At 69.8% G+C, this 26998-nt stretch carries 1 protein-coding gene; it reads left to right on the top strand.

Annotation, left to right across the window (positions count from 1 at the left end):
- Positions 1 to 168 precede the first annotated feature (168 nt).
- Positions 169 to 26955: a non-ribosomal peptide synthase/polyketide synthase gene (locus PSR88_RS00635; RefSeq protein WP_016884223.1), complete on the top strand. Its 26787-nt coding sequence runs from the start codon at positions 169 to 171 to the stop codon at positions 26953 to 26955.
- Positions 26956 to 26998 lie beyond the last annotated feature (43 nt).

Genomic DNA, 26998 nt, shown 5'->3' with positions numbered 1-26998 from the left:
TCCGACCGTCGCCCGTCGATGGCGATTCCGAAACGAACATCACGAATCGACGCACACCGGGCCCGCGCGTACAGCACGATCAGTACAGCGTGGGAGACCGGCGTCGGTGGGTCCGTCTCACGCGCAGGACTTGCGCATCCAAGGTCTTCTACCCGCTGGGGGAACGAGATGACGAGTGTGAATTCGCCGCAGCCGAATAACGGCGCCGAAGATGTGACCGTTCCCGAAGGGGCCTTCCCGCTCTCCTCGGTGCAACGCAGCATGTGGTTTGCCCAACAACTGAGCCCCACGGTTCCCAAGTTCATCGCCCAGTACATCGAGTTGCGGGGCGAGATCGACCTGGACCTGTTGAGCGATGCGGCGGTCCGGGCGGGTCAGGAGTTCCAATCGCCGTTCCTGCGACTGCTGGACGTCGACGGGGAGCCTTACCAGGCGGTCGATTTCAGCATCGACCCGTCGATCGGCTTCCTCGACTTCCGGGGCGAGTCCGACCCGATGGCTGCCGCGCAGGTGTGGATCGACGAGGATTACGCGACACCGCTCCGGCTCACCCGGGACCGGCTCGTCGAGATGACCGTTCTCCAGGTCGGTGAGCAGCACTACTTGTGGTACACCAGAATTCACCACGTCGCGCTCGACGGGTACAGCGGTATGACCATGGTGAACCGGATCGCGGCGCTGTACACCGCGGCGGTCGAGGGCACCGAACCGGAACCGAACCGTGCGCTGGATCTGCGCGACCTCTACGAGCTGGACCAGAAGTACCGGGCGTCGAGCCGATTCGAGAACGATCGGTTGTACTGGGCCGAACGCATTGTCGGCATCGAGCACGGATCGACGCTCGCCACCCACGACGCCCCCGCGGCGGCGAAGAGCCGGCTAGAGAGCGCGAAGATCTCCGACACCGCACTGGGCTTCCTCGGTGAGTCGGATCAGCGGGTCGGCGCCACGTCGGCGGCCGTGCTGCTCGCCGGGTTCGCCTGCTATCTGTCCCGGATGACGGGCAAGCGGGACGTGCTCATCAACCTGCCGGTGTCGGCGCGCACCACGGCGCCGTTGCAGCGGTCCGGTGGCATGCTCGTCAACGTCGCCCCGCTGCGGATCACCGTCCGCCCGGAGGACACGGTGGCCGAGCTCGTGCAGCGAACGCAGCTCGAATTGATGGGTGCGCTGCGCCATCAGCGGTGCAGCCTCGAGGACATCCGCCGCGATGCCGGGCTCGCCGGCACCGCGGAGGGCCTCGCCGGCCCGATGGTGAACGTCATGCTGTTCCACCAGGCGTTCACGCTGGGCACGGTCACGGGTGAATACCACATCGTGACGTCGGGCCCGGTGGACGACCTGCTGGTCAACATCTATCAGAGCGGTGACGGGCAGACGCTCCTCGATTTCCGCGGCAACCCCAACCGGTACGGCTCGGAGGAGTTGCGTGCCCACCACCGCAGGTTCGTGGAGCTCGTCGAGGAGTTCGTCACTGCCGAGCCGCAGACGCGGACCGCCGACATTCACGCCGAGAGTGCCCGCCTCGGTGCGCGGTTCCTCGAGCGGGAGGCCCAGCTCGCGTTCTGGAAGCGGGAGTTGGCGGGCCTGCCGGAGGTGGCGGCACTGCCGCTGGACCGGCCGCGCCCGGCCGAGCGGGCGGGGGCCGGCGAGGTCGTCGGGTTCGCCGTCGACGCCGAGGTGCAGCGCCGCGCGGCACTGCTTGCCGAGGAGGCGGGCACCGGGATCTTCACCGCGCTGCACGCCGCGCTGGCCGTTCTGCTGGGCCGGCTGGGCGACACCGACGACGTCGTGATCGGAACGCCGATCGTCGGGCGCGAGGCGGCCGACTCCGACGACCCGGAAGCCGGAGCATTTTTCAACAAGACCGTCCTGCGGTCGCAGGTGGACACCGCATCGTCGTTCGTCGACCACCTGAGCCGGGTCCGGGACGCCGACCGGGCCGCCTTCACGCATGCGGCGCTGCCCTTCGACGACCTCGTCGCCGCCCTGGGAGCCGAATCCGATCCCTCGCACACACCGCTGTTCCAGGTGATGCTCGAGTTCACCGACGGTGGGCATCCGCACGACTCGTCGGGCAACGTGACAGTCAGCCCGATCCAGCGCGAACACCGGGCCCTGGGTCTGGATCTCGTGTTCTCCCTCACCGAATCGGAGTCGGGCGGCATCAACGGCCGGTTGCGGTTCGCGACGGACGTCTGGGACCGCGCCAGCGCGGAGGCCCTGGCCGCGCGCTTCGTCCGGATCCTGCAGACGGTGACGGCGGAACCCACCGCACCGATCGGGGACGTCGACCTCCTCGAGCAGGTCGAATACGCGGAACTCGCGCCGGTCCGCGACGAACCCTCGGTCGAGCCCCGCACGCTTCCCACGTTGCTCGCGCGCGCCGTGGAGGCGGGCGGCGACGGGGACGCTCTCGTCTATCAGGGACGCACCCTGACCTACCCCGAACTCGACGCGCAGTCGGACCGTCTCGCCCGCATGCTGATCGGGCACGGGGTGGGGCCGGGTTCGGTTGTGGCGCTGGCGATCGCGCGGTCGATCGAGTCGGTGCTGGCCACCTGGGCGGTCGCGAAGTCCGGGGCCGCGTTCGTCCCGGTCGACCCGAACTATCCGGCCGATCGCATCGAACACATGCTCACCGATTCCGGTGCGGCCGTCGGTCTCACCGTGGCGGCGCACCGGTCGTCGCTGCCGGAGACCACGCCGTGGCTCGTGATGGACGACGCGTCGTTCGGCCGGGACCTGGCGCAGCACGCAGCCGGCACGGTCGCCGATGCCGACCGCCTCCGGCCGCTGCGGACCGCGGACCCGGCCTACCTGATCTACACGTCCGGTTCCACCGGCACACCCAAGGGTGTCGTCGTCACCCACGTCGGCCTGGCCAATTTCGCCGAGGACGAGCGGCAGCGGTTCGCCGTCACCGCGGGATCCCGCACCCTGCACTTCTCGTCACCGAGTTTCGACGCGTCCATCCTGGAACTGCTTCTCGCGGTAGGTGCCGGCGCCACGATGGTGGTGGCGCCGTCGACGGTGTACGGCGGTACCGAACTCGCGGACCTGCTGCGTCGGGAACGGGTGACGCACGCGTTCGTGACCCCTGCCGCGCTGGCATCCGTCGATCCCACCGGCCTCGACCACATCCGGTGCGTCGTCACCGGTGGTGAGAGCTGTCCTCCTGCGCTGGTGGCGCAGTGGGCGCCGGGGCGGGTCATGTTCAACGCATACGGCCCGACCGAGGCCACCGTCGTCGCGAGCGTGGCCGGACCGTTGACGGTCGGCGAACCGGTGACGATCGGCCGTCCGTCCCGCGGTTGCGGTCTGCTGGTGCTCGATTCGCGGTTGCACCCCGTTCCGAGAGGGGTCCCCGGCGAGCTGTACATCACCGGCGACGGTGTGGCACGCGGGTACCACAATCGGTCGATCCCGACCGCCGAACGGTTCGTCGCCGACCCCCACGGGGCGCCCGGCGAGCGGATGTACCGCACCGGAGACCTGGCGCGGTGGAACGCTGCCGGACAGCTGGAATACCTGGGCCGCACCGACTTCCAGGTGAAGATCCGCGGGTTCCGCATCGAACTCGGCGAGATCGACGCCGTCGTCCGCTCGCACCCGAGTGTGGCGTTCGCGACCACGGTCGGACGGACCGCACCGTCCGGCGACACCGTGCTGGTGACGTACGTGCTCCCCGAGGACGGGACGGACATCGTCGTCGGCGACATCCTCGAGCACGCCGCGGCCGCGCTGCCCGCGCACATGGTGCCCGCCCGGGTGATGGTGCTCCGCGAGGTCCCGCTGACCCCGGCGGGCAAACTCGACCGGAAGGCGTTGCCGGAACCGCAGTTCGAGGCCACCTCCACCGTCTACCGGGCGCCGGTGACCCCGACCGAGATGCAGATCGCGGAGGTGTTCGCGGCGCTTCTAGGAGTCGAACGCATCGGCGTCGACGACAGCTTCTTCGACCTGGGCGGCGACTCCCTCGTCGCGACCCGCGTGGTGTCCCGGGTCAACGCGGCCCTCAGCACGGAGATCGGGGTGCTCGATCTGTTCGAGGCGCCCAGCGTCGCGTTGCTCAGTGCCCGCGTCGACGCTCTCGGGCCCCGCACCTCCGCCCGCCCCGTGCTCGCGCCGCGGGCCGGGTCCGGCCCGGTGCAGGTGTCGCTGGCGCAGCAGCGGATGTGGTTCATCAACCAGCTCGACACCGCCTCGCCCGCATACAACATTCCCGTCGGTATCCGGCTGCGCGGCACGCTCGACGTGGAGGCGCTGCGGACCGCGGTGAGTGACGTCCTCACCCGGCACGAGTCGCTGCGGACGGTGTTCCCGAACACCCCCAACGGTCCCATTCAGGTGGTTCTGCCGGTCGCGGAGGTGAGCCCGCACCTCGACGCGGTCGAGGTGGCCGAGAACGAGCTCGAATCCCGCCTGATCGCCGACGCCGCAACCGGTTTCGACGTCACCGTCGAACCGCCGATCCGGGCGGAGCTCTACCGCACCGCGACCGACGATCACGTGCTGGTGTTCGTGGTGCACCACATCGCCGCCGACGGCCTGTCGATGACACCGCTGACCCGGGACGTGATGGTGGCCTACCACGCCCGCGCCGCAGGCGACACGCCGCAGTGGGCACCGCTCGAGGTGCAGTACGCCGATTTCGCGGTGTGGCAGCGCGAGCTGCTCGGTTCCCCCGACGATCCGACGAGCCTCCTCGCACGCCAGCTGGCGTTCTGGGCCCGCACCCTCGACGGCGCCCCCGAGGTCATGGATCTGCCGACCGACCGGCCGCGCCCGGCCCGGCAGTCGATGATCGGCGCCACCGCCGACTTCTCGATCCCGGCGCGCATCCACGCCGCCCTGCTCGAGATCGCGGGCGCCAACGACGCCAGCCTGTTCATGGTGGTGCACGCCGCCCTCGCGGTCCTGCTGTCCCGGTCGAGCGGATCATCCGACGTGTCGATCGGATCCCCGGTCTCCGGTCGAGGGGAGCGCCAACTCGACGACGTCGTCGGCATGTTCGTCAACACCGTCGTCCTGCGCACCACCGTCGACCCCGATCGCAGCTTCCCCGAGATTCTCTCGCACACCCGCTCCGTGGATCTGGCGGCGTTCAGCAACACCGATCTGCCGTACGAGCGGCTCGTCGACGAACTGAAGCCGACCCGCTCCGAGGCACATTCACCGCTGTTCCAGGTGATGCTGGTGCTGCAGGGATTCGCGAACACGCGGCTCGAGCTGCCCGGGCTCGACGTGGAGGTCGAGGCGCTCGAGACCGGCGCCGCGAAGTTCGACCTGCAGGTCATCCTCACCGAGCACACCGAGGAATCCGGCGCCCCGGGTGCGATCGACGTCCAATTCTCGTACGCGTCGGAATTGTTCGACCCGCCGACGATGACGGCGCTGGCCGAACGCTTCGTCACCCTGCTCGAGACCATCACCGCCGGTTCGGATGCGAAGGTCGGCGACATCGACCTGATCGGCGCGGACGAGACCCACCGGATGCTCGAGCAGTGGATCGACACCGATGTCGCCGTGCCGGACTCGGCGACCCTGGTCAGCCTGTTCGAGGCGCAGGTGGCCCGGACCCCGGACGCCGTGGCCGTCGTGTTCGCCGAAGAGGAACTGCTGTACGCGGAATTCGATGCCCGCGCCAACCGGCTGGCACGCGAACTCCTCGCCCGCGGCGTCGGACCCGAATCCCGGGTCGCCGTCGCCCTGCGCCGTTCACTCGAGCTGATGATCGCGATCTACGCGGTCGAGAAGACCGGGGCAGCGTACGTTCCGCTCGACCCCGACCACCCCGCCTCGCGAATCGCCTACGTGATCGAGAGTGCCGAGCCCGCATGCGTTCTCACCTCCTCCCGCGACCGGTGCGAGGGCGTCGACAGCGCGGCGGGTGCGGCGGTGATCGAGATCGACACCCTGAACCTGTCCCGGCGGCCGAGCACCCCGATCACCGCCGCCGAGCGGGGCGGTCCGATCCACCCCGATTCGACCGCCTACGTGATCTACACCTCCGGATCGACCGGCAGGCCCAAGGGGGTCGCCGTCAGCCACCGCGCGATCGTGAACCGGTTGCTGTGGATGCAGGACACGTACCGGATGGACCACACAGACGTCGTGCTGCAGAAGACGCCCGTCACGTTCGACGTGTCCGTGTGGGAACTGTTCTGGCCCCTCGAGGTCGGTGCTCGACTCGTCCTCGCCGCGCCGGACGGTCACCGCGACCCGACCTACCTGTCCCACATCATCGCCGACCACCAGGTCACCACCATGCACTTCGTGCCGTCGATGCTCGCGGTGTTCACGGCGGGCGCCGAACCGGAACTGTGCGGTTCGCTCCGCCAGGTGTTCTGCAGTGGTGAGGCGCTCCCGCCCGCCACCGCCGATGCGTTCCGGGAATTCGGGTCCGCGGCGCTGCACAACCTGTACGGCCCGACGGAAGCGGCGGTCGACGTCACCTACTGGGAGTGCACGGAAGGCGACCGGGCCTCGGTCCCGATCGGGGCACCCGTGTGGAACACGCAGGTGTACGTCCTCGACTCCCGGCTGCACCCCGTGCCGGTCGGGGTGCACGGCGAGCTGTACCTGGCCGGCATCCAGCTGGCCCGCGGCTACGTCGGCCGCAGCGATCTGACGTCCGACCGGTTCGTGGCGAACCCGTTCGGCGCGCCGGGACAGCGGATGTACCGCACCGGCGACGTCGTCCGCTGGCGTGCCGACGGCAACATCGAGTACATCGGCCGCCGCGACTTCCAGGTCAAGCTCCGCGGTCAGCGCATCGAACTCGGCGAGGTCGAGGCGGCGGTGCTGGCGCACCCGTCGGTGGCGCAGGCGGTCGTGACCGTGCACCGCAGCGAGGCCACCGGCGAAAGCCTCGTCGGCTACGTGATTCCCGTGGCCGGCGCCGACATCGACACCGCCGTCGTGCGCGACGCGGCGGCGGAGGCGCTGCCCGCCTACATGGTGCCGACCCGGATCATCGTGCTCGACCGGTTCCCGCTCGGCGCCACCGGCAAGCTGGACCGGGGTGCCCTGCCCGAGCCGGAGTTCCTCAGCCCGTCCGCCGAATTCGTCACTCCGCGGAACCCGATCGAGGAAATCCTCGCGTCGATCTTCGCGGATCTGCTCGACGCGCCCCGGATCGGTGTGTACGACAGCTTCTTCGACCTCGGCGGCAACTCACTGGTGGCCACCCGGCTGGTCGCGCGGGTGAACGCCGCGCTGGGCAGCCGGATCGGGGTCCGGGAGATCTTCGACGCCCCGACCGTCGCGACGCTGGCCACCCGGATCGAGTCCGAGGCCGTGCAGGGCGCCGAACGGCCGCCGCTGGTGGCCGGGGCGCGCCCCGATCGACTGCCGGTCTCGCTGGCGCAGAAGCGCATGTGGTTCATCAACCAGTTCGACCTCGACTCCCCGGCCTACAACATCGCCCTCGCGGTGCGGTTGACGGGCGACCTCGACGAGGACGCGATGCAGGACGCCGTCGCCGACGTGATGGACCGGCACGAGTCGCTGCGCACCCGGTTCCCGATGGTGGAGGGCGAACCCGTCCAGGTGATCCTGCCGACCGAGGACGTGGTGCCCGACCTGTCGCCGATAGCGACGACGGAAGCGGAACTGCCCGAGCACATCTCGCGACTGGCGGGCGCCGGGTTCGACGTCACCGTGTCGGTGCCGGTGCGCGCCGCCCTGTTCCGTACCGATCCCGGCGAGCACGTGCTCGTGATCGTCGTCCACCACATCAGCGCCGACGGCTTCTCCATGGCCCCGCTCGCCCGGGACGTGATGACCGCCTATGCGGCCCGCACCGGGGGACAGGCACCGGACTGGACGCCGCTGCCGGTGCAGTACGCCGACTTCGCGCTCTGGCAGCACCGGGTGCTCGGCAACGCCGACGACCCCGACAGCCTGCTGGCCGCGCAGCTCGACTACTGGACGCACACGCTCGCCGGGCTTCCGGAACTCCTCGCGCTGCCGACGGACCACCCCCGGCCGACGCAGCAGTCGATGCGCGGCGGGATCCACTCGTTCAGCATCGACCCGCAGGTGCACAGCCGGTTGATCACGACTGCCCGCGAACACAATTCGAGTGTGTTCATGGCCGTGCACGCGGCGCTCGCCGTGCTGCTGGCCCGGCTGGGCGACACGGGCGACGTGTCGGTGGGCACGCCCATCGCCGGTCGTGGCGACGCCGCCCTGGACGACATGGTCGGCATGTTCGTCAACACCCTGGTGCTGCGCACCCCGGTCGAGCCGGCCGGCACGTTCACCGACCTGCTGTCCACGGTCCGCGACACCGACCTGAACGCCTTCCACCACGCGGATCTGCCGTTCGAGCGGCTGGTCGACGCGATCTCACCCGAACGCGCGACGTCGCATTCGCCGCTGTTCCAGGTGGTGCTCGAGTTCCGCAACAACGAGCGCCCGCGGCTGGAGCTGCCCGGGTTGACCGTCACCGGCCTCGACCTGGCCACCGACATCTCCAACTTCGACCTGCAACTCACCCTCACCGAGGAATTCGGGGCGTCGGGGGAGCCGGCGGGGATCTCCGCGGCCTTCACGTACGCGTCGAGCCTGTTCGACGCGTCCACGATCGCCGGCTTCGCCGACTACCTGCAGCGGATCTTCGACGCGGTGACGTCCGAGCCGGGGATGGCCGTCGGTGACATCGACCTGATGGTGGCGTCCGAACGTGCGGCGCTCACCCCGGTGATGGACGGACCCGACGCCGAACCGCGGACCCTGCCCGAACTGCTCGCGGCCGCGGCCTCCGTGGACCCCAAGGCGGCCGCGCTGTCCTACGAGGGCCGTGAGGTGACGTACCGCGATCTCGACGAGCGGTCGAACCGGCTCGCCCGCTTGCTGATCGGGCGTGGCATCGGCCCGGAATCGGTGGTGGCGCTGGCGTTGGCGCGCTCGCCGGAGTCGGTGCTGTCGCTGTGGGCGGTCGCCAAGACCGGTGCCGCGTTCGTCCCGGTCGACCCGAACTACCCGACCGACCGGATCGTCCACATGCTCAGCGACTCCGGTGCGGCGCTCGCGCTCACCGTCGCCGAGTTCCGTCCCACGCTGCCGGACTGCACGTCCTACGTCGTGGTCGACGCACCCGGATTCGACGACGAGGTGAGCGCGCACTCCGCCGCGGTCGTCACCGACGCCGACCGGACACACCCGCTCGCGCTGGAGAACCCGGCCTACCTGATCTATACGTCCGGGTCCACCGGCACCCCGAAGGGTGTCGTCGTCACCCACCGCGGCCTGGCGAACTTCGCCACCGACGAACGCGTCCGCTTCGGGGTCACCCCGCGGTCGCGCACGCTGCACTTCTCGTCGCCGAGCTTCGACGCGTCGATCCTGGAACTGCTGCTCGCGGTCGGCTCCGGCGCGACCATGGTGATCGCTCCGGCGTCCGTCATCGGCGGCACCGAACTCGCCGACGTGCTCCGGGAAGGCCGGGTCACGCACGCGTTCATCACCCCGGCGGCCATGGCGTCCGTGGACCCCGCGGGCCTCGACCAGCTCGAGTGCGTCGCCACCGGTGGCGACGTGTGCCCGCCGGAGCTGGTGGCGCAGTGGGTGACCGGGGGCAGGCGGATGTTCAACGCCTACGGCCCCACCGAGGCGACGGTCGTGTCGAGCGTGACGGGACCGATGATTCCCGGTGAGGGCGTCACCATCGGCCGTCCGCCGATGGGAACCGGGGAGATGGTGCTCGATTCACGCCTGCACCCGGTGCCCAACGGGGTGACCGGCGAACTGTACGTCAGCGGTTCCGGTCTGGCCCGCGGCTACAAGGACCGGGCGGGAACGACGGCGGAGCGTTTCGTCGCCAACCCGTACGGGGGTCTCGGGGCCCGCATGTACCGGACCGGCGACCTGGCGCGCTGGAACGGTGCCGGCCAGCTCGAGTACCTGGGCCGCAGCGACTTCCAGGTGAAGATCCGCGGTTTCCGCATCGAACTCGGCGAGATCGAGACCGCCCTCACGCGTTACCCGGGGGTCGCCCGTTCGGTGGTGTCCGCGCACAGGGGCAGCACCGGAGCGAACCGGCTCGTCGGGTACCTCGTCCCCACGGCGGGCGCGGAACTCGACCCGGAGGCCGTCCTCGAATTCGTCGGCGGATTCCTCGCCCCGTACATGGTGCCGTCCGCGCTGATCGTCCTCGACGAGTTGCCACTCACCCCCGCAGGCAAGCTGGATCGCCGTGCGCTGCCCGAACCCGACTTCGGCGCCCGGGTGTCGACCGGCCGCGCGCCGGTGTCGGAGATGGAGGAGGTGCTCGCCGGACTGTTCGCCGAGGTCCTCGGTCTGGAATCGGCCGGTGTCGAGGACTCGTTCTTCGCCCTCGGCGGCGACAGCATCATGTCGATCCAGTTGGTGGCCCGCGCGAAGGCGGCGGGTGTGGTGCTGACCCCGCGGGACGTGTTCGAGGCCAAGACCGTTGCCGGTCTCGCCGCGGTGGCGTCGTGGGTGGGTGCCGCCGACGTCGTCGTCCTCGACGAACTGCCCGGTGGCGGAGTCGGCGACATGCCGACCACCCCGATCACGAAGTGGCTGCTCGAACGGGGCGGCGAGTTCAACCGCATGTCGCAGTCGGCGCTGCTGACCGCACCGCCGAACCTGCGCGAACTCGAACCCCTGAGCGCCACGTTCCAGGCCGTACTCGACCGGCACGACATGCTGCGCGCGCAGCTGATCGTCTCCGCCGAGGACTCGCACCTCGCCGTCCGCCCGGTCGGCGAGGTCGACGCCCAGGACCTGATCCGCCGGGTCCCCGTGTCCACCGCGCCGGGAACCCGGGCATTCGCGGCGACGGTGATCGCGGAACTCGACGCCGCGCTGGACCGGCTCGATCCCGCCGCCGGTGTCATGGTGCAGGTGGTGTGGTTCGATGCCGGGGAATCCGGCGGCCGCCTGCTCGTCGTCGCGCATCACCTCGTCGTCGACGGTGTGTCGTGGCGCATCCTCGTCCCCGACCTCGCGACCGCCTGGGCGCAGATCTCGGCAGGCCAGGAACCGGTTCTCGAACAGGTCGGCACGTCCATGCGCCGGTGGGCGCACGGACTGGTCGACGAGGCCGCGAGCCGCGCAGGCGAACTGGACCTGTGGCAGCGCATCCTCGACTGCGAGGACCCGCTCGTCGGCAGCCGCCCGCTCGACCCCGACATCGACGTCAACGCGACCGTCGGCCGCGTCACGGTGCAGCTGCCCGCCGAGGTCAGCGAGGCCGTCCTCACGGCCCTGCCGGAGGCCATCCACGGCAGCGTGAACGACGGACTGCTCACCGCGCTGGCGATGGCGGTCACCCAGTGGCGGCGCACCCGCGGCCACACCCTGCACGGCAGGTCCGTCGACGGGACCCTGGTGAGCCTCGAGGGTCACGGCCGTGAAGACCAGGTCGTGCCGGGCGCCGATCTGGGCCGCACCGTCGGCTGGTTCACGGCCATGTTCCCGGTGCGTCTCGACCTGTCGGGCATCGACCTCGACGATGCGTTCGACGGCGGCAAGGCCGCCGGCTCCGCGATCAAGGCGATCAAGGAACAACTCCTCGCGATCCCGGACCACGGCATGGGTTACGGCATGCTGCGGTACCTCAACGCCGACACCGCCCCGCTGCTCGCGGCCCGTTCGCTGCCGCAGATCAGTTTCAACTACCTGGGACGCTTCGCCGCCGACCTGTCCGAGGCGGCCACCCGCGCCGGCTGGACGCCGACCGGTGAAGTCGACATGGACCGTGCGCAGGACCTCGACACCCCGGTCACCTCGGCCATCGACGTCAACGCGGTCACCACCGAGGTGGAGGACCGGCCTCAGTTGCGCGCCACCTGGGCGTACGCGGCCGGTGTCCTGACCGTCGCCGAGGTCCGGGAACTCGCCGAACTGTGGGTCCGGGCGCTCACCGCGCTCACGACGTACGCGGCCCGCCCCGACGCCGGCGGCGTGACACCGTCCGACCTCGAACTGGTCAGCCTCGACCAGGACGCCATCGACCGCATCGAATCGCGCTTCCCGGCGCTGTCCGACATCTGGTCGCTGTCGCCGCTGCAGTCCGGACTGCTGTTCCACGCACTGCTGGCCGATCAGACGATCGACTCGTACACGGTGCAGGTGACTCTCGAACTGCGCGGTGCCGTGCCGTCCCGCATGCGGGTGGCCGGGCAGGCCCTGCTCGACCGGCACGCGAACCTGCGCGCGTCGTTCGTCTACGACGAGGGCGGCACCCCGGTCCAGGCGATCCACGGGTCCGCGGAGCTGCCCTGGACGGAGATCGACCTGTCCGGTCTGGACGCGGAGAGCCGCGAGGCCGAGATCGTGCGACTCCTCGACGCCGACCGGCGTCGCGGGTTCGACATGGCCACCCCGCCGCTGTTGCGGTTCATGCTGATCCAGATCGGTGGGGACGAGCAGCGCCTGATCATCACCAACCACCACATCCTGCTCGACGGCTGGTCGATGCCGCTGCTGATCCGCGACCTCCTGACCCTGTACGCCACGGAGGGTGACGCCACGGCGCTGCCGCGGGTGCACCCGTACCGCGACTACCTCGCGTGGATGTCGCACCGCAGCACCGAGGACTCCCTCGGTGTGTGGCAGCGCGCCCTCGCCGGGGTGGAGGAGCCGACGCTGCTCGCGCCTGCCGACGCGTCGGTGCAGAGCGACACACAGTCCAGCGAACTGCTCGTCGAACTCGACGTCGACCGCACCGATCAGCTGAGTGTGCTCGCACGCGAGCACGGCCTGACCCTCAGCACCCTGATCCGCACCGCGTGGGGAATCGTGCTGGGCGGCTTGGTCGGCCGCTCCGATGTGGTCTTCGGTGGGACGGTGTCCGGTCGGCCTCCGCAGATCGCGGGGATCGAGTCGATGGTGGGCCTGTTCATCAACACCCTGCCGGTGCGCGTGGTTCTCGACCCGCGGGAAACGCTGGGGGAGTTGCTCGAACGCATCCAGGGCGAGCAAGCTGCGCTGCTCGACCACCACTACGTCGGATTGACGGACATCCAGTCGGTGGCCGGTCCCGGTGCCGGTTTCGACACGCTGACCGTGTTCGAGTCGTATCCCGTCGATCGGGAGGGGCTGACCGACCAGACCGACATCGCCGGCATGCACGTCCTCGACGTGCACGACAGCGCGAACGCCGCCCACTACCCGCTGGCGCTGATCGCCTCGGCGCACGAGAACCTGCAGCTGAAGCTCGAGTACGTCGAGGAGCTGTTCGACCGGGCCGAGGTGGAGCGGATCGGCGACCGGATCGTCCGGGCGCTGATCGCGCTCGCCGAGCACCCCGGGATGAAACTGGCGCAGCTGCGGCTGCTCACCGACGTCGAGGAGGCCGAACTGGTTCCGGCCCGCGGCCTGCCCGGCCGCTCCGTGCGGACACTGCCGCAGATGTTCGCCGAGACGGCCGCCGCGGCGGGTGACGCGACCGCACTCGTGTTCGGGGACCGCCGGATGTCCTACCGGGAACTCGACGAACGGTCCAACCAGCTCGCGCGTCTGCTCATCGACCGCGGCGTCGGCCCGGAAGACATCGTGGCCCTGGGTATCTCACGGTCCATCGAATCGGTCCTGGCGGTCTGGTCGATCACCAAGACCGGCGCGGCGTTCGTTCCGGTCGATCCGACCTACCCGCGTGAGCGGGTCGAGCACATGGTCACGGATTCCGGGTGCACGTTCGGTCTCCGCCTGGAGGCCGACCACGGCCGGCTCCCCGACACGGTCAGGTGGCTGACCCTGGACGACACCGAGACCGCGACGGCCATCCGGGCCATGTCCACCGACACCGTCACCGACGACGACCGCGTCGCGCCCCTGCGGTTCGCACACCCGGCGTACGTCATCTACACGTCCGGCTCCACCGGCAAGCCGAAGGGCGTGGTGGTCAGCCACCGCGGTCTCGACAATTTCGCCGAGGAGCAGCGGACCCGCTATGCGACGGATTCCACGTCGCGGGCGTTGCACTTCTCCTCACCGAGCTTCGACGCCTCGGTCCTCGAATACCTGCTGTCGTTCGCCGTCGGCGCGACCATGGTGATCGTGCCGCCGTCCGTGTACGGCGGCGAGGAACTCGCGGAGTTGATCCGCACCGAGGGCGTCACCCACGGGTTCGTCACCCCCGCGGCCCTGGCCTCGGTGGACCCCGAGGGGCTCGAGGTGTTCCAGAACGTGGTCGCCGGCGGCGAGGCCGTCCCGCCGGAACTGGTGACCCGCTGGGCGCCGGGCCGCACCATGTACAACGGCTACGGTCCCACCGAGACCACCATCATGAGCAACCTCAGCGACCACCTGCAGGTGGGGGAGACGGTCACCATCGGTGCCCCCGTCCGCGGCGTCTCCGAGGTGATTCTCGACTCGCGGCTGCAACCGGTCTCCGTCGGCGTCGCCGGCGAGCTCTACATCTCCGGTGAGGGCCTGGCCCGCGGCTATCATGCACGCGCCGGGCTGACCAGCGAGCGGTTCGTCGCCAACCCCTACGGCGAGCCGGGCGACCGGATGTACCGCACCGGCGACCTCGCGCGGTGGCGGTCCGATCACACGGTCGAATACCTGGGCCGCACCGACTTCCAGGTGAAGATCCGCGGCTTCCGCATCGAGCTCGGCGACATCGACAGCGCACTCGCCGCGCACCCGTCCGTGGCGTTCGCCGTCACCCTCGGGCGCCCCGGTCCCGCCGGCGACACCGTGCTCGTGTCCTACGTGCTGCCGGAGGCCGAGTCGGCACTCGAACCGCCGGAACTGAAGGAGTGGACGGCGAACCTGCTGCCCGCACACATGGTGCCGTCGAGCATCATGATCCTGGACGAGATCCCGCTCACCCCCGTCGGCAAGCTCGATCGGGCGGCGCTGCCCGAACCGCAGTTCCTGCCCACGTCGGACGACTTCCGGCCGCCGTCGACGGTCCTCGAACACACGATCGCCGACGTCATCACCACGGTCCTGGGCATCGAACGTGTCGGCATCGACGACAACTTCTTCGACATCGGCGGAAACTCGCTGATCGCGACCCGTGTCGCCGCACGCCTGACCGCGGAACTGGACACCGACATCGGCGTCCGCACCCTGTTCGAGGCGCCGACGATCCATCAACTGGCCCGCCTCATCGAGTCGACGGCATTCGCACCCGCGCAGGACGGCGCCCACGTCCGGATCCCGCTCGGCCCGATGCCGCGGCCCGCGCACGTGCCGGTGTCCCTGGCGCAGAAGAGGATGTGGTTCCTCAACCAGTTCGACACGTCGTCGGCGGCCTACAACATCCCCCTTGCCGTGCGGCTGACCGGTCATCTGGACGTGGAGTCGCTGCGCGCCGCGGTGACGGACGTCTTCGTCCGCCACGAATCGTTGCGGACCGTGTTCCCGTCCCACGACGGCGAACCGACCCAGGTGGTCCTCTCACCGGGTCAGTGGACGCCGAACCTCGAGATCGTCGAGGTGTCCGAGGACGAACTGAGGGAGCACATCGCCGGTCTCGCGACGGCAGGCTTCGACGTGACGGCCGACGTGCCGATGCGGTCGGCGCTGTTCGCACTCGCCCCCGACGACCACGTGCTCGTCATCGTGGTGCACCACATCTGCGCCGACGGGTTCTCGCTCACCCCGCTCGCCCGGGACGTCATGACCGCGTACGCCGCCCGCATCGCGGGAAGCGCACCACAGTGGAACCCGCTGTCGGTGCAGTACGCCGACTACACCCTGTGGCAGCTCCAACTGCTGGGCGACGAAAGCGACGCCGAATCGCTGATCTCCCAGCAACTCCGGTACTGGACCGATCAGCTGGCCGACCTGCCCGAACTCCTGCAGTTGCCCACCGACCGGGCGCGGCCGGTCCAGCAGTCGTTCCGCGGTGCGCAGGTCGACTTCACGATTCCGGCGGACGTGCACCGGGCGCTGGCGGCGTTGGCGCGCAAGCACAACTCCACCATGTTCATGGCCGTCCACGCGGCCCTGTCGGTGCTGCTGTCCGCGCTCTCGTCCACCGAGGACATCGCGGTCGGCACACCCATCGCCGGCCGCGGTGACGCGGCGCTCGACGACATGGTCGGCATGTTCGTCAACACCCTGGTGCTGCGGAGCGCCGTCGACCCGGCGGCAGGTTTCGGCGCCCTGATGGATCAGGTCCGGTCCACCGACCTGGCCGCGTTCCACCATTCGGACCTGCCGTTCGAGCGGCTCGTCGACGTTCTCGCGCCGGAGCGCTCCACCGCGCACTCGCCGCTGTTCCAGGCGCTGCTCGAGTTCCGGAACAACGAGACACCGCGGCTCGAGCTCCCGGAACTGACCGCGGCCGCCGTCGATTTCGATCTCGAGGTCGCCAAGTTCGACCTGCAGCTCAGTGTCGAGGAAGGATTCGACGCGGACGGGGTGGCGTCGGGTATCGCCGCGTCGTTCATCTTTGCCACCGATCTGTTCGACGCCGGCACCGTCCGGACGTTCGCCGACCGGTTCCTGCGCATCCTCGGCGCCGTCACCTCCGACCCGCTGGCCCCGGTCGGGGACATCGTGATCCCCGATGCCGCCGAGCGGTCGGCGATGGCGACCGAATGGAACACCGCCGGATTCGACGCGGGCACCGACACCCTCGCGGACCGGTTCGCGCAGAGCGTGGCCCGGTTCCCCGACGCCACGGCCGTGACGTCGGAGGACGTGGCACTGACGTACGCGGAGCTCGACGCCCGGTCGAACCGGCTGGCCCGCCTGCTCATCTCCCAGGGAGTGGGGCCGGAAACGCTGGTGGCCGTGGCACTTCCACGCACTTGCGATCTGATCATCGCCCTGCTGGCGGTGATCAAAACCGGCGGCGGCTACCTGCCCGTCGACATCACCTACCCGGCGGACCGGCTGGCGTTCGTGTTCGAGGACGCCGCACCGAACTGTGTCATCACCACCACGGGAGACGTCTCCGCCCTGCCGGATTCGGAGACCCCGGCGATCCTGCTCGACGACCCCGAGACCACCGCCGACCTCGCGCAGCAGTCGCCGGCGACGATCACCGACGCCGACCGGGTGACGCCGCTCGACTCCTCGTCGGTGGCGTACGTCATCTACACCTCCGGGTCGACGGGCCGTCCCAAGGGCGTGGTCGTCTCGCACCGCAACGTGCTGACACTGTTCGCGAACACGCAGCCGCTCTACGGGTTCGACGAGAACGACGTGTGGACGATGTTCCACTCGTACGCGTTCGACTTCTCCGTGTGGGAGCTGTGGGGTCCGCTGCTCTACGGCGGCCGACTCGTCGTCGTCGACTACTACACGGCGCGGTCGCCGGAAATGTTCCATGAACTCCTGCGGAACGAGCAGGTCACCGTCCTCAACCAGACCCCGACCGCGTTCTATCAGCTCGCCGAGACCGACCGAATCGTCTCGGAGATCGACGTGAACGCGGCGGCGCTCGCGCTGCGGTACGTGATCTTCGGTGGTGAGGCTCTCGACCTCGGACAGCTCGGCCGCTGGTACTCGCGGCACGACGACTCCGCCCCGACGCTGGTGAACATGTACGGCATCACCGAGACGACGGTCCACGTCAGCTACCTCGCGCTCGACCGCGAATTCGCCGAGTCCGCGTCGGCCAGTGTGATCGGCCGCGGAATCGCCGGGCTGCACGTCCACGTCCTCGACCGGCGCCTGCACCCGGTTCCCCCAGGCACCATCGGGGAGATGTACGTCTCCGGTGACCAGGTGACCCGCGGCTACCTCGGCCGGGCCGGGCTCAGTTCGACCCGGTTCGTGGCCGACCCGCTCCGTCCCGGGGCCCGGATGTACCGCACGGGCGACCTGGCGCGCTGGAACACCGACGGCCAGCTCGAGTACCTGGGCCGCAGCGACTTCCAGGTGAAGATCCGCGGTTTCCGCATCGAACTCGGCGAGATCGAATCCGCGCTGCTCCGGTACCGCGGCATCGCCCAGGCCGTCGTCCTCACCCGCGACGACGGGCACGGCGGTCACCGGCTGATCGGCTACGTGGTTCCGGAATCCGGCGCCACCGTCGAGGTGTCGTCGGCGCTCGAATTCGTGGGCACCCAGCTCACCTCGTACATGGTGCCCGCCACCCTCGTGGTGCTGGACGCGCTGCCGTTGACGAGCAACGGCAAACTCGACCGCCGCGCGCTGCCGGAACCCGACTTCGGGGCCCGGGTGTCGGCGGGCCGCGCCCCGGCCACGGAGATGGAAACCGTCCTCGCCGGTCTGTTCGCCGAGGTGCTCGGTCTGGAATCGGTGGGTGTGGACGACTCGTTCTTCGCGCTCGGCGGCGACAGCATCATGTCGATCCAGTTGGTGGCCCGGGCGAAGGCCGCCGGTGTGGTGCTCACCCCGCGGGACGTGTTCGAGGCCAAAACCGTTGCCGCGCTGGCCGAGGCCGCCTCCTGGGCGGGTGCCGCCGACGTCGTCGTCCTCGACGAACTGCCGGGTGGCGGGATCGGCGAGATGCCGGTCACCCCGATCACCGCGTGGCTGCTCGAACGCGGCGGCGACTTCCGCCGCTACACCCAGACCGCGCTGCTCTCCCTGCCCGCCGCGGCCGACGAGACGCTGCTGAAGCGCACGATCGCGGCCGTCGTGGATCACCACGACATGCTGCGGGCCCGTCTCCTCGGCGCCGAGCCGCAGTGGCGGATCGAGGTGCAGGCCGTGGGCGTGGTCGACGTCGACGACGTGCTGCACCGCGTCGAGGTCGCGTCGGTGGTCGGTTCCGGGTTCGCGGAGGTCGCGACCCGTGAACTCGACGCCGCGGCAGGACGACTGGACCCCGAGGCCGGGGTCATGCTGCAGATGGTGTGGTTCGACGCGGGCGATCAGGGCGGGCGGCTGCTGGTCGTGGCCCACCACCTGGTGGTCGACGGTGTGTCGTGGCGGATCCTCGTCCCCGACCTGGCGACCGCGTGGGCGCAAGTCTCCGCGGGTCAGGAACCGACCCTCGAACCGGTCGGCACGTCGATGCGGCGCTGGTCGCACGGCCTCGTCGAGGCGACGCGCGAACGCGCCGGCGAGATCGAACTGTGGCGGCGGGTGCTCGAGGCCGACGACCCGCTCATCGGATCGCGTCCGCTCGACGCGGCGATCGACGTGGCCGGGACCGTCGAGAAGGTCACCGTGGAGGTGCCCGCCGACGTCACGGACGCCCTGCTCACCCGTGTCCCCGAGGCGTTCCACGGCGGCGTCAACGACGGACTGCTCACCGCGCTGGCGCTGGCGCTGGCCCAGTGGCGGCGCACCCACGGCGACTTCACGCGCGAATCGCTGGTCAGTCTCGAAGGCCACGGCCGCGAGGACCAGGTGCTGCCGGGCGCCGATCTGGGCCGCACCGTCGGCTGGTTCACGGCGATGTTCCCGGTGCGTCTGGACCTGTCGGGGATCGACCTCGACGACGCGTTCGCCGGTGGCAAGGCCGCCGGGTCCGCGGTCAAGGCGATCAAGGAACAGCTGCTGGCCATTCCGGACCACGGCATCGGCTACGGCATGCTCCGCTACCTGGACCCGGAGAGCGCGGATCAGCTGCGGGCGCTGGCGAAGCCGCAGGTCACGTTCAACTACCTGGGCCGGCTGGGCGGCGCGACGTCCACCGACATCCACGGTCACGCCTGGGTTCCGGTGACGGACACGAAGCTCGACGACATCCCCGCCTCCGACATCCCGGTGGCGTCGGCGCTCGACATCAATGCCGTCACCGGCACCGGGGCCGACGGCAACCGGCTGCGGGCCACCTGGGCGTTCCCGACCGGGGTCCTCACCCCGTCCGAGGTCCGCGCACTCGCCGACCTGTGGGTGCAGGCGCTGACCGCGCTGACCACCCACGTCGCACGGCCCGACGCCGGCGGTGTGACCCCGTCCGATCTGGACCTGGTCACCCTCGACCAGGACGCGATCGACCGGCTCGAGGCCCGGTTCCCGGCGCTGTCGGACATCTGGTCGCTGTCACCGCTGCAGTCCGGGCTGCTGTTCCACGCCCAGTTCTCGGACGCCTCGGTCGACCCGTACCTGGTGCAGCTGGCGCTGAAACTGCGGGGCAACATCGACCCGGACCGGATCCGCCGGGCCGGGCAGGCCCTGCTGGACCGGCACCCCAACCTGCGGGCCGCGTTCGTCCACGACAGCGCGGGCGCCTCCGCGCAAATCATCCAGCAGCACGTGGAACTGCCGTGGTCGGAGTTCGACCTCTCGGCACTCGACCCGGACGAGACCACCCGCGAATACGACCGGATCGTGGCACGGGACCGGTCGGTGAAGTTCGACATGGCGAACGCGCCGCTGCTGCGGCTTGCCCTCGTCCGGCTCACCGAGGAGGACTACCGGCTGATCCTGACCAACCACCACATCCTGCTCGACGGCTGGTCGACTCCGCTGGTCATTCGCGACCTACTGACGCTGTACGCGTTGGACGCCGACGGCAGCCTGCTGCCCCGGGTCCACTCCTACCGCGACTACCTGTCGTGGATGAAGCGGCACGACACCACGGACTCCCTCGACGCCTGGCGCACCGCGCTCGACGGTGTCGAGGAGCCGACCCTCCTCGCGCCGCTGGAGCGGGGTGAAGCGCACTCCGCCGTGGCGGAGGAAACCGCCTTCACGCTGTCGGAGGAGCAGACCACCCGGTTGCGGGACCTGAGCCGGGAACGCGGGCTCACCCTCAACACCGTCGTCCAGACGGCGTGGGGAATCGTGCTGGGCGGCTTGGTCGGCCGCTCCGACGTGGTGTTCGGTGGGACGGTTTCGGGCCGGCCGCCGCAGATCGCGGGCATCGAATCGATGGTGGGTCTGTTCATCAACACCCTGCCGGTGCGGGTGACCCTCGACCCGTGGGAGTCGCTGGGCGAGTTGCTCGAACGTGTGCAGAGCGAACAGGCCGCACTGCTCGATCACCACTACGTGGGTCTGACCGACATCCAGTCGGCGGTCGGCGGCGGCGGCGCCTTCGACACGCTGACCGTGTTCGAGTCGTACCCGGTGGACGAGGCGGGGCTGACGGAACAGACCGACATCGCCGGGATGTTCGTCACCGGCATCGACGGCAAGGACTCCGCACACTACCCGCTCGCCGTCGTCGCCTCCGGGGACGCGCGGCTGAACTTCAAGTTCGAGTACCTCCCCGAGGTCTTCGAGGAAAGCGCGGTCGACGAGATCGCGGACCGGCTGCAGCGGGTGCTCGACGCCCTCGCGGACCGGCCCGAGATTCCGCTCGCCCACATGCAACTGCTCACCGAGGCCGAACTCGCCGAGTTCGCGCCGGTGCGCGGCCGCCCCGGGTTCTCCGTCCGGACGCTGCCGCAGATCTTCGAGGACGCGGCCGCCCTGGATCCGAACCGCACGGCGCTGACGTTCGAAGGCCGCAACGTCTCCTACCGGGAACTCAACGAACGCTCCAACCAGCTCGCCCGGGTGCTCATCTCCCGCGGCGCCGGCCCGGAGACGTTCGTGGCGCTCGGCATTCCCCGATCGATCGAGTCGGTCCTCGCCGTGTGGGCAGTGGCCAAGACGGGCGCCGCATTCGTCCCCGTCGACCCGAACTACCCGATGGACCGCATCGAGCACATGCTCACCGATTCGGGTGCCACCATCGGACTGACCATGGCCGCGTACGAGAAGGCGCTGCCCGACTCGGTGCCGTGGCTGCAGCTCGACTCGCCCAAGTTCGAGAAGGCCTGCCAGTCGAAACCGGCTCTGCCGGTAGCCGATTCGGATCGGCGGTCGCCGATAAGCCTCGACAACGCCGCCTACATCGTCTACACCTCCGGTTCGACGGGGAAGCCGAAGGGCGTCGTGGTCACCCACGAGGGCCTCGACAACTTCGCCGAGGACCAGCGGCAGCGTTTCGCCGCGGCACAGACGTCCCGCACCCTGCACTTCTCGACGCCCAGCTTCGACGGGTCGGTGTTCGAGTACCTGCAGGCCTTCGGGGTCGGTGCCACGATGGTGATCGCACCGCCGACGGTGTACGGCGGAGCGGAACTGGCCGAACTGATCAGGTCCGAACACGTCACCCACGCGTTCGTCACCACCGCGGCGCTGTCCACGGTCGACCCGACGGGGCTCGACGAATTCCAGCACGTCGTGTTCGGCGGCGAGGCGTGCCCGCCGGAACTGGTGACCCGCTGGGCGCCCGGCCGGCAACTGTCCAACGCGTACGGCCCCACCGAGACCACGGTGATGGCCAACATCAGCGACCCGATGACGGTGGGCGACCCCATCACCCTCGGCGGCCCGATCCGCGGCGTCGGTGAGCTCGTGCTGGATTCACGTCTCCAGCCGGTGCCCGTCGGAGTTCCCGGCGAGCTGTACATCACCGGTGCCGGGCTCGCCCGCGGCTACCACCGGCGCCCGGAACTGAGCAGCCAGCGGTTCGTCGCCAACCCGTTCGGGGAGGCGGGGGAGCGGATGTACCGCACCGGCGACATCGTCCGGTGGCGCGCCGACCACACCGTCGAGTACGTGGGCCGCAGCGACTTCCAGGTGAAGATCCGCGGTTTCCGCATCGAACTCGGCGAGATCGACAACGAGATCGCCACGTTCCCCGGGGTCAGCTTCGCCGCGACCCTCGGTGTTCCCGGCCCGTCCGGTGACACGGTGCTGGTGACCTACCTGCTGCCCAACACGGCCGGCGGCGTCGATCCGGCCGAACTGACCGCGCACCTGTCGACCCGGCTCCCCGCGCACATGGTGCCGACGAGCGTCATGTTCCTGGACGAGATCCCGTTGACCCCGGTGGGCAAACTGGACCGGTCGGCGCTGCCCGCACCCGAGTTCCACGTCACCACCACCGAGTTCCAGCCGCCGACCAACGATCTCGAACGCAAGATCGTGGACATCTTCGCCGATGTCCTCGGTCTCGAACGGATCGGCATCGACGACAACTTCTTCGATCTCGGTGGAAACTCGCTGGTCGCCACCCGGGTCACGGCGCGGTTGCGGGACGCCCTCGACACCGACATCGGTGTGCGCGCCCTGTTCGAGGCGCCCGACGTCCGGTCGCTGGCCGCACGCGTCGCCGACAGTGTGAGCGGCGGTGCCCGCCCGGCCCTCGCGCCGGTCGAACGGCCCGACCGGATTCCGCTGTCGCTGGCGCAGAAGCGGATGTGGTTCCTCAACCAGTTCGACACGTCCTCACCGGCCTACAACATTCCGTTGGCCGTCCGGCTGACCGGAACCCTGGACGAGGACGCCCTGCGGCTGGCGATGGCCGACGTCCTCGAACGGCACGAGACGCTGCGCACCGTCTTCCCGACGGTCGACAACGAACCGACCCAGCGGATCCTGCCCGCCGCCGATGCGCAACCGGGCGTCGACACCGTCTCGGTGGCGGCGGAGGACCTGCCGCGGCACATCATGGACCTGGTGTCCCGCGGGTTCGACGTCAGCACCGACGTGCCGGTCCGGGCGGCCCTGTTCCGGATCGCGCCCGACCATCACGTGCTGACGATCGTGGTGCACCACATCAGCGCGGACGGATTCTCCCTCGCGCCGCTCGCCCGCGACGTCATGGTGGCGTACACGTCACGGCTCGGCGGCGACGGCCCGCAGTGGGATCCGCTGCACGTCCAGTACGCCGACTACACGCTGTGGCAGCATGCCGGACTCGGCTCGGAGAACGATCCCGAATCGATGATCAACCAGCAGTTGCGGTTCTGGTCCGAGACCCTGGCCGGGGTGCCGGACGTCATCCAGCTGCCGACCGACCGGCCGCGCCCGATCCAGCAGACGTTCGAGGGTGATCGGGTCGAATTCGCGATCGACGCCGACCTCCATCAGCGGCTCACGGCACTGGCCCGGGCCAACAACGCCACCATGTTCATGGCCGTCCACGCCGCGCTGGCGGTGCTGCTGTCGAGGCTCGGCAGCACCGACGACGTCGTCATCGGCACCCCCGTCGCCGGGCGCGGTGAAGCCGCCCTCGACGACATGGTCGGCATGTTCGTCAACACCCTGGTCCTGCGGAACCGGATCGACCCGGCGTTGACGTTCACCGAACTGGTGCAGCGGATCCGGGAAACGGATCTGGCCGCGTTCCAGCACTCGGATCTGCCGTTCGAGCGCCTCGTCGAGGAGCTCAACCCGACCCGGTCCACGTCGTACTCGCCCCTGTTCCAGGTGGCCCTCGAGTTCCAGAACAACGAGAACCCGACGCTGGAACTGCCGGATCTGCGGGTCGAGAACGTGGACCTCGAAACCAAGGTGGTGAAAGAAGACCTCGAGGTGATCCTGGCCGAGCAGTTCGACCAGGACGGCGCGCCTGCGGGTGTCGCCGGCGGTCTCGACTTCGCCGTCTCCCTGTTCGACCGCGGGACCGCACGCTCGATCGCGGACCGGTTCGTCCGGATCCTCGCGGCTGTCACCGCCGATCCGGACCGGCCGATCGGCACCCTCCCGCTGCTCGACGAGGCGGAGATCGAGGAGATGGTCCCGGCGCGCGGCAAGCCCGACGTGCGCCCCGAGGTGTGGCCCGACCTGCTGACGGCCGCCGCGGCACTCGACCCCGATTCGGTGGCGTTGTCCTTCGAGGACCGGCAGGTCACCTACCGCGAACTCGACGAATGGTCCAACCGGCTGGCGCGGGTGCTGTGCGCCCAGGGAGTCGGGCCGGAGACATTCGTGGCCATCGGAATGCCGCGATCGATCGAGGAAGTCGTGTCGATCTGGTCGGTCGCGAAGTCGGGTGCGGCGTTCGTGCCCGTCGACCCGACCTACCCGCGGGACCGCATCGACTACATGCTGACCGACTGCCGGGCGTCCGTCGGCCTGACCGTCGCCGGCCGTCGCGACAACCTGCCGGACACCGTGCCGTGGCTGGTGCTCGACGACGAGTCCTTCGCCGAGCAGGTCGCGGCCGTCTCCTCGTCGCCGGTCACCGACGCCGACCGCACGCGCCCGCTCCATCTGGCCCACCCGGCGTACCTGATCTACACGTCGGGATCGACCGGTAAACCGAAGGGTGTCATCGTCACTCACCGCGGCATGGCCAACCTCACCGCGGAGGAACACGAACGGTTCCAGGTCACGCACGAGTCCCGGGTCTCGCATCTGGCGTCCCCGAGCTTCGACGCGTCGATCTTCGAGCTGATGATGGCGTTCGGTGCGTCGGCCCGGGTCGTGATCGTGCCGCCCACCGTCTTCGGTGGCACGGAGCTGGCGGACCTGTTCCGGCGCAACGCGGTGACGCACGCGTTCATCACGCCCACCGCGCTGTCGTCCATCGAGGACGTGGGACTCGAATCGCTCCGCGTCCTCGCGGTGGCCGGTGAGGCCTGCCCGCCGGAGCTCGTGGAGATCTGGGGTAAACACCGCAACATGCACAACGGGTACGGGCCCACGGAGACGACCATCCAGGCGAGCGTCAGTGCTCCGATGCGTCCGGGTGGGGTCGTGAACATCGGCGCCCCCGCGCTGGGATTCGGTTCGCTGGTCCTCGACGAGCGCCTGCAGCCGGTCCCGGTCGGTGTGCCCGGCGAGCTGTACATCACCGGACCCGGACTGGCACGTGGGTACCACAACCGGTCGGCGCTGACGTCGGAACGGTTCGTCGCCTGCCCGTTCGGCGAGCCCGGTCGCCGGATGTACCGCACCGGCGACGTGGTGCGCTGGCGCGGCGACCACACCATCGAGTACATCGGCCGCACCGACTTCCAGGTGAAGGTCCGCGGCTTCCGGATCGAACTCGGTGAGATCGACGCCGTCCTCGCCCGCCACCCCGCGGTCGCGTTCGCCGCCACCATCGGTCACACCGGACCGTCCGGCGACACGCTCCTCGCGTCGTACGTGCGGGCGGCGGAGGGACACGATCTCGAACCGGCGGAGTTGCGTACCCACGCGGCCGACCGCTTGCCCGCGCACATGGTCCCGTCCGCGGTGGTCGTCCTCGATCAGATCCCGATGACCCCGGTCGGCAAACTCGACCGCAAGGCGCTGCCCGCGCCCGAGTTCGGCACCACCGGCGCGGCCTTCCGGGCCCCGACGACGGCGACCGAGCGGATCATCGTCGAGGCCTTCGCAGAGGTGCTGGGCGTGGACCGCGTCGGCACCGCCGACAGTTTCTTCGACCTCGGCGGCAACTCGATCGTCGCCACCCGGGTGATCACGGTGCTGCAGGAACGCCTCGGACGGCAGATTCCGTTGCAGTCCATGTTCCTGGACCCGACCCCCGCGGGCCTGGCGCTGCGGGTCGACACGGAGAACGCGGCCGGGTCGCCGGTGGATGAGGCGCTCGGCGTGGTCATCCCATTGCGGCCGACGGGGGACAAGCCGCCCCTGTTCTGCATCCATCCCGGGATCGGCCTGTCGTGGGGTTACGCGGGTCTCCTGCAGCACCTATCGCAGGACCGGCCGGCGTTCGGCCTGCAGTTGCCGATCATCAGCGGTGGCCCGAGCTTCGAGTCGATCGAGCAGCTGGCGCACCAGTACGTGCTGGAGATGCGAAAGGTCCAGGCGCACGGGCCCTACCACCTGCTGGGCTGGTCGCTCGGCGGCGTCATCGCCCACGCGATGGCCGTCGAACTGCGGCGGGAAGGGGAGGCGGTCGACACGCTGGCCGTCATGGACAGCTACGTGACCGACGGGACCGACCAGGGCCCGGAGAGCCTCACCGTGCCCGAGTTGCTCCACGGGCTCGGACTGGACCTCGAGTCCGTCTCCGGGGAGGAACTCACCTACGAGCGGGCAGTCGAGTTGCTGGACGACGCGTTCGGGCAGAAGACGGGACTGACCCCGCAGCACCTGGAGCGGATCAGCGCCGGATTCACCAACTCGTCGCGGATCATGAACAACTTCCGCCCGCAGGTGTTCGACGGGGATCTGCTGTTCTTCACCGCCGCCGGATCGGCGTCGACGGACCAGCATTCACCGGAGGAGTGGCGGAGTTCCGTCACCGGCGGCATCCGGGAAGTGAAGATCGAGTGCGAGCACAATCAGATGATCGAACCCGAGGTCCTGGCCGTGGTGGGGCCCGTCCTCGAGGACTATCTGAGCGCGCATTGACCCGTTTTCGTTGCGGCGGGCCCGCCATGCATTGCAGTGGCGT

This window comes from Rhodococcus sp. DK176, assembly GCF_038447315.2.
GTDB lineage: Bacteria > Actinomycetota > Actinomycetes > Mycobacteriales > Mycobacteriaceae > Rhodococcus_F > Rhodococcus_F jostii_A.
Note: the sequence above shows the minus strand (reverse complement) of the source record. Positions and strands in the feature narration are given on the sequence as shown.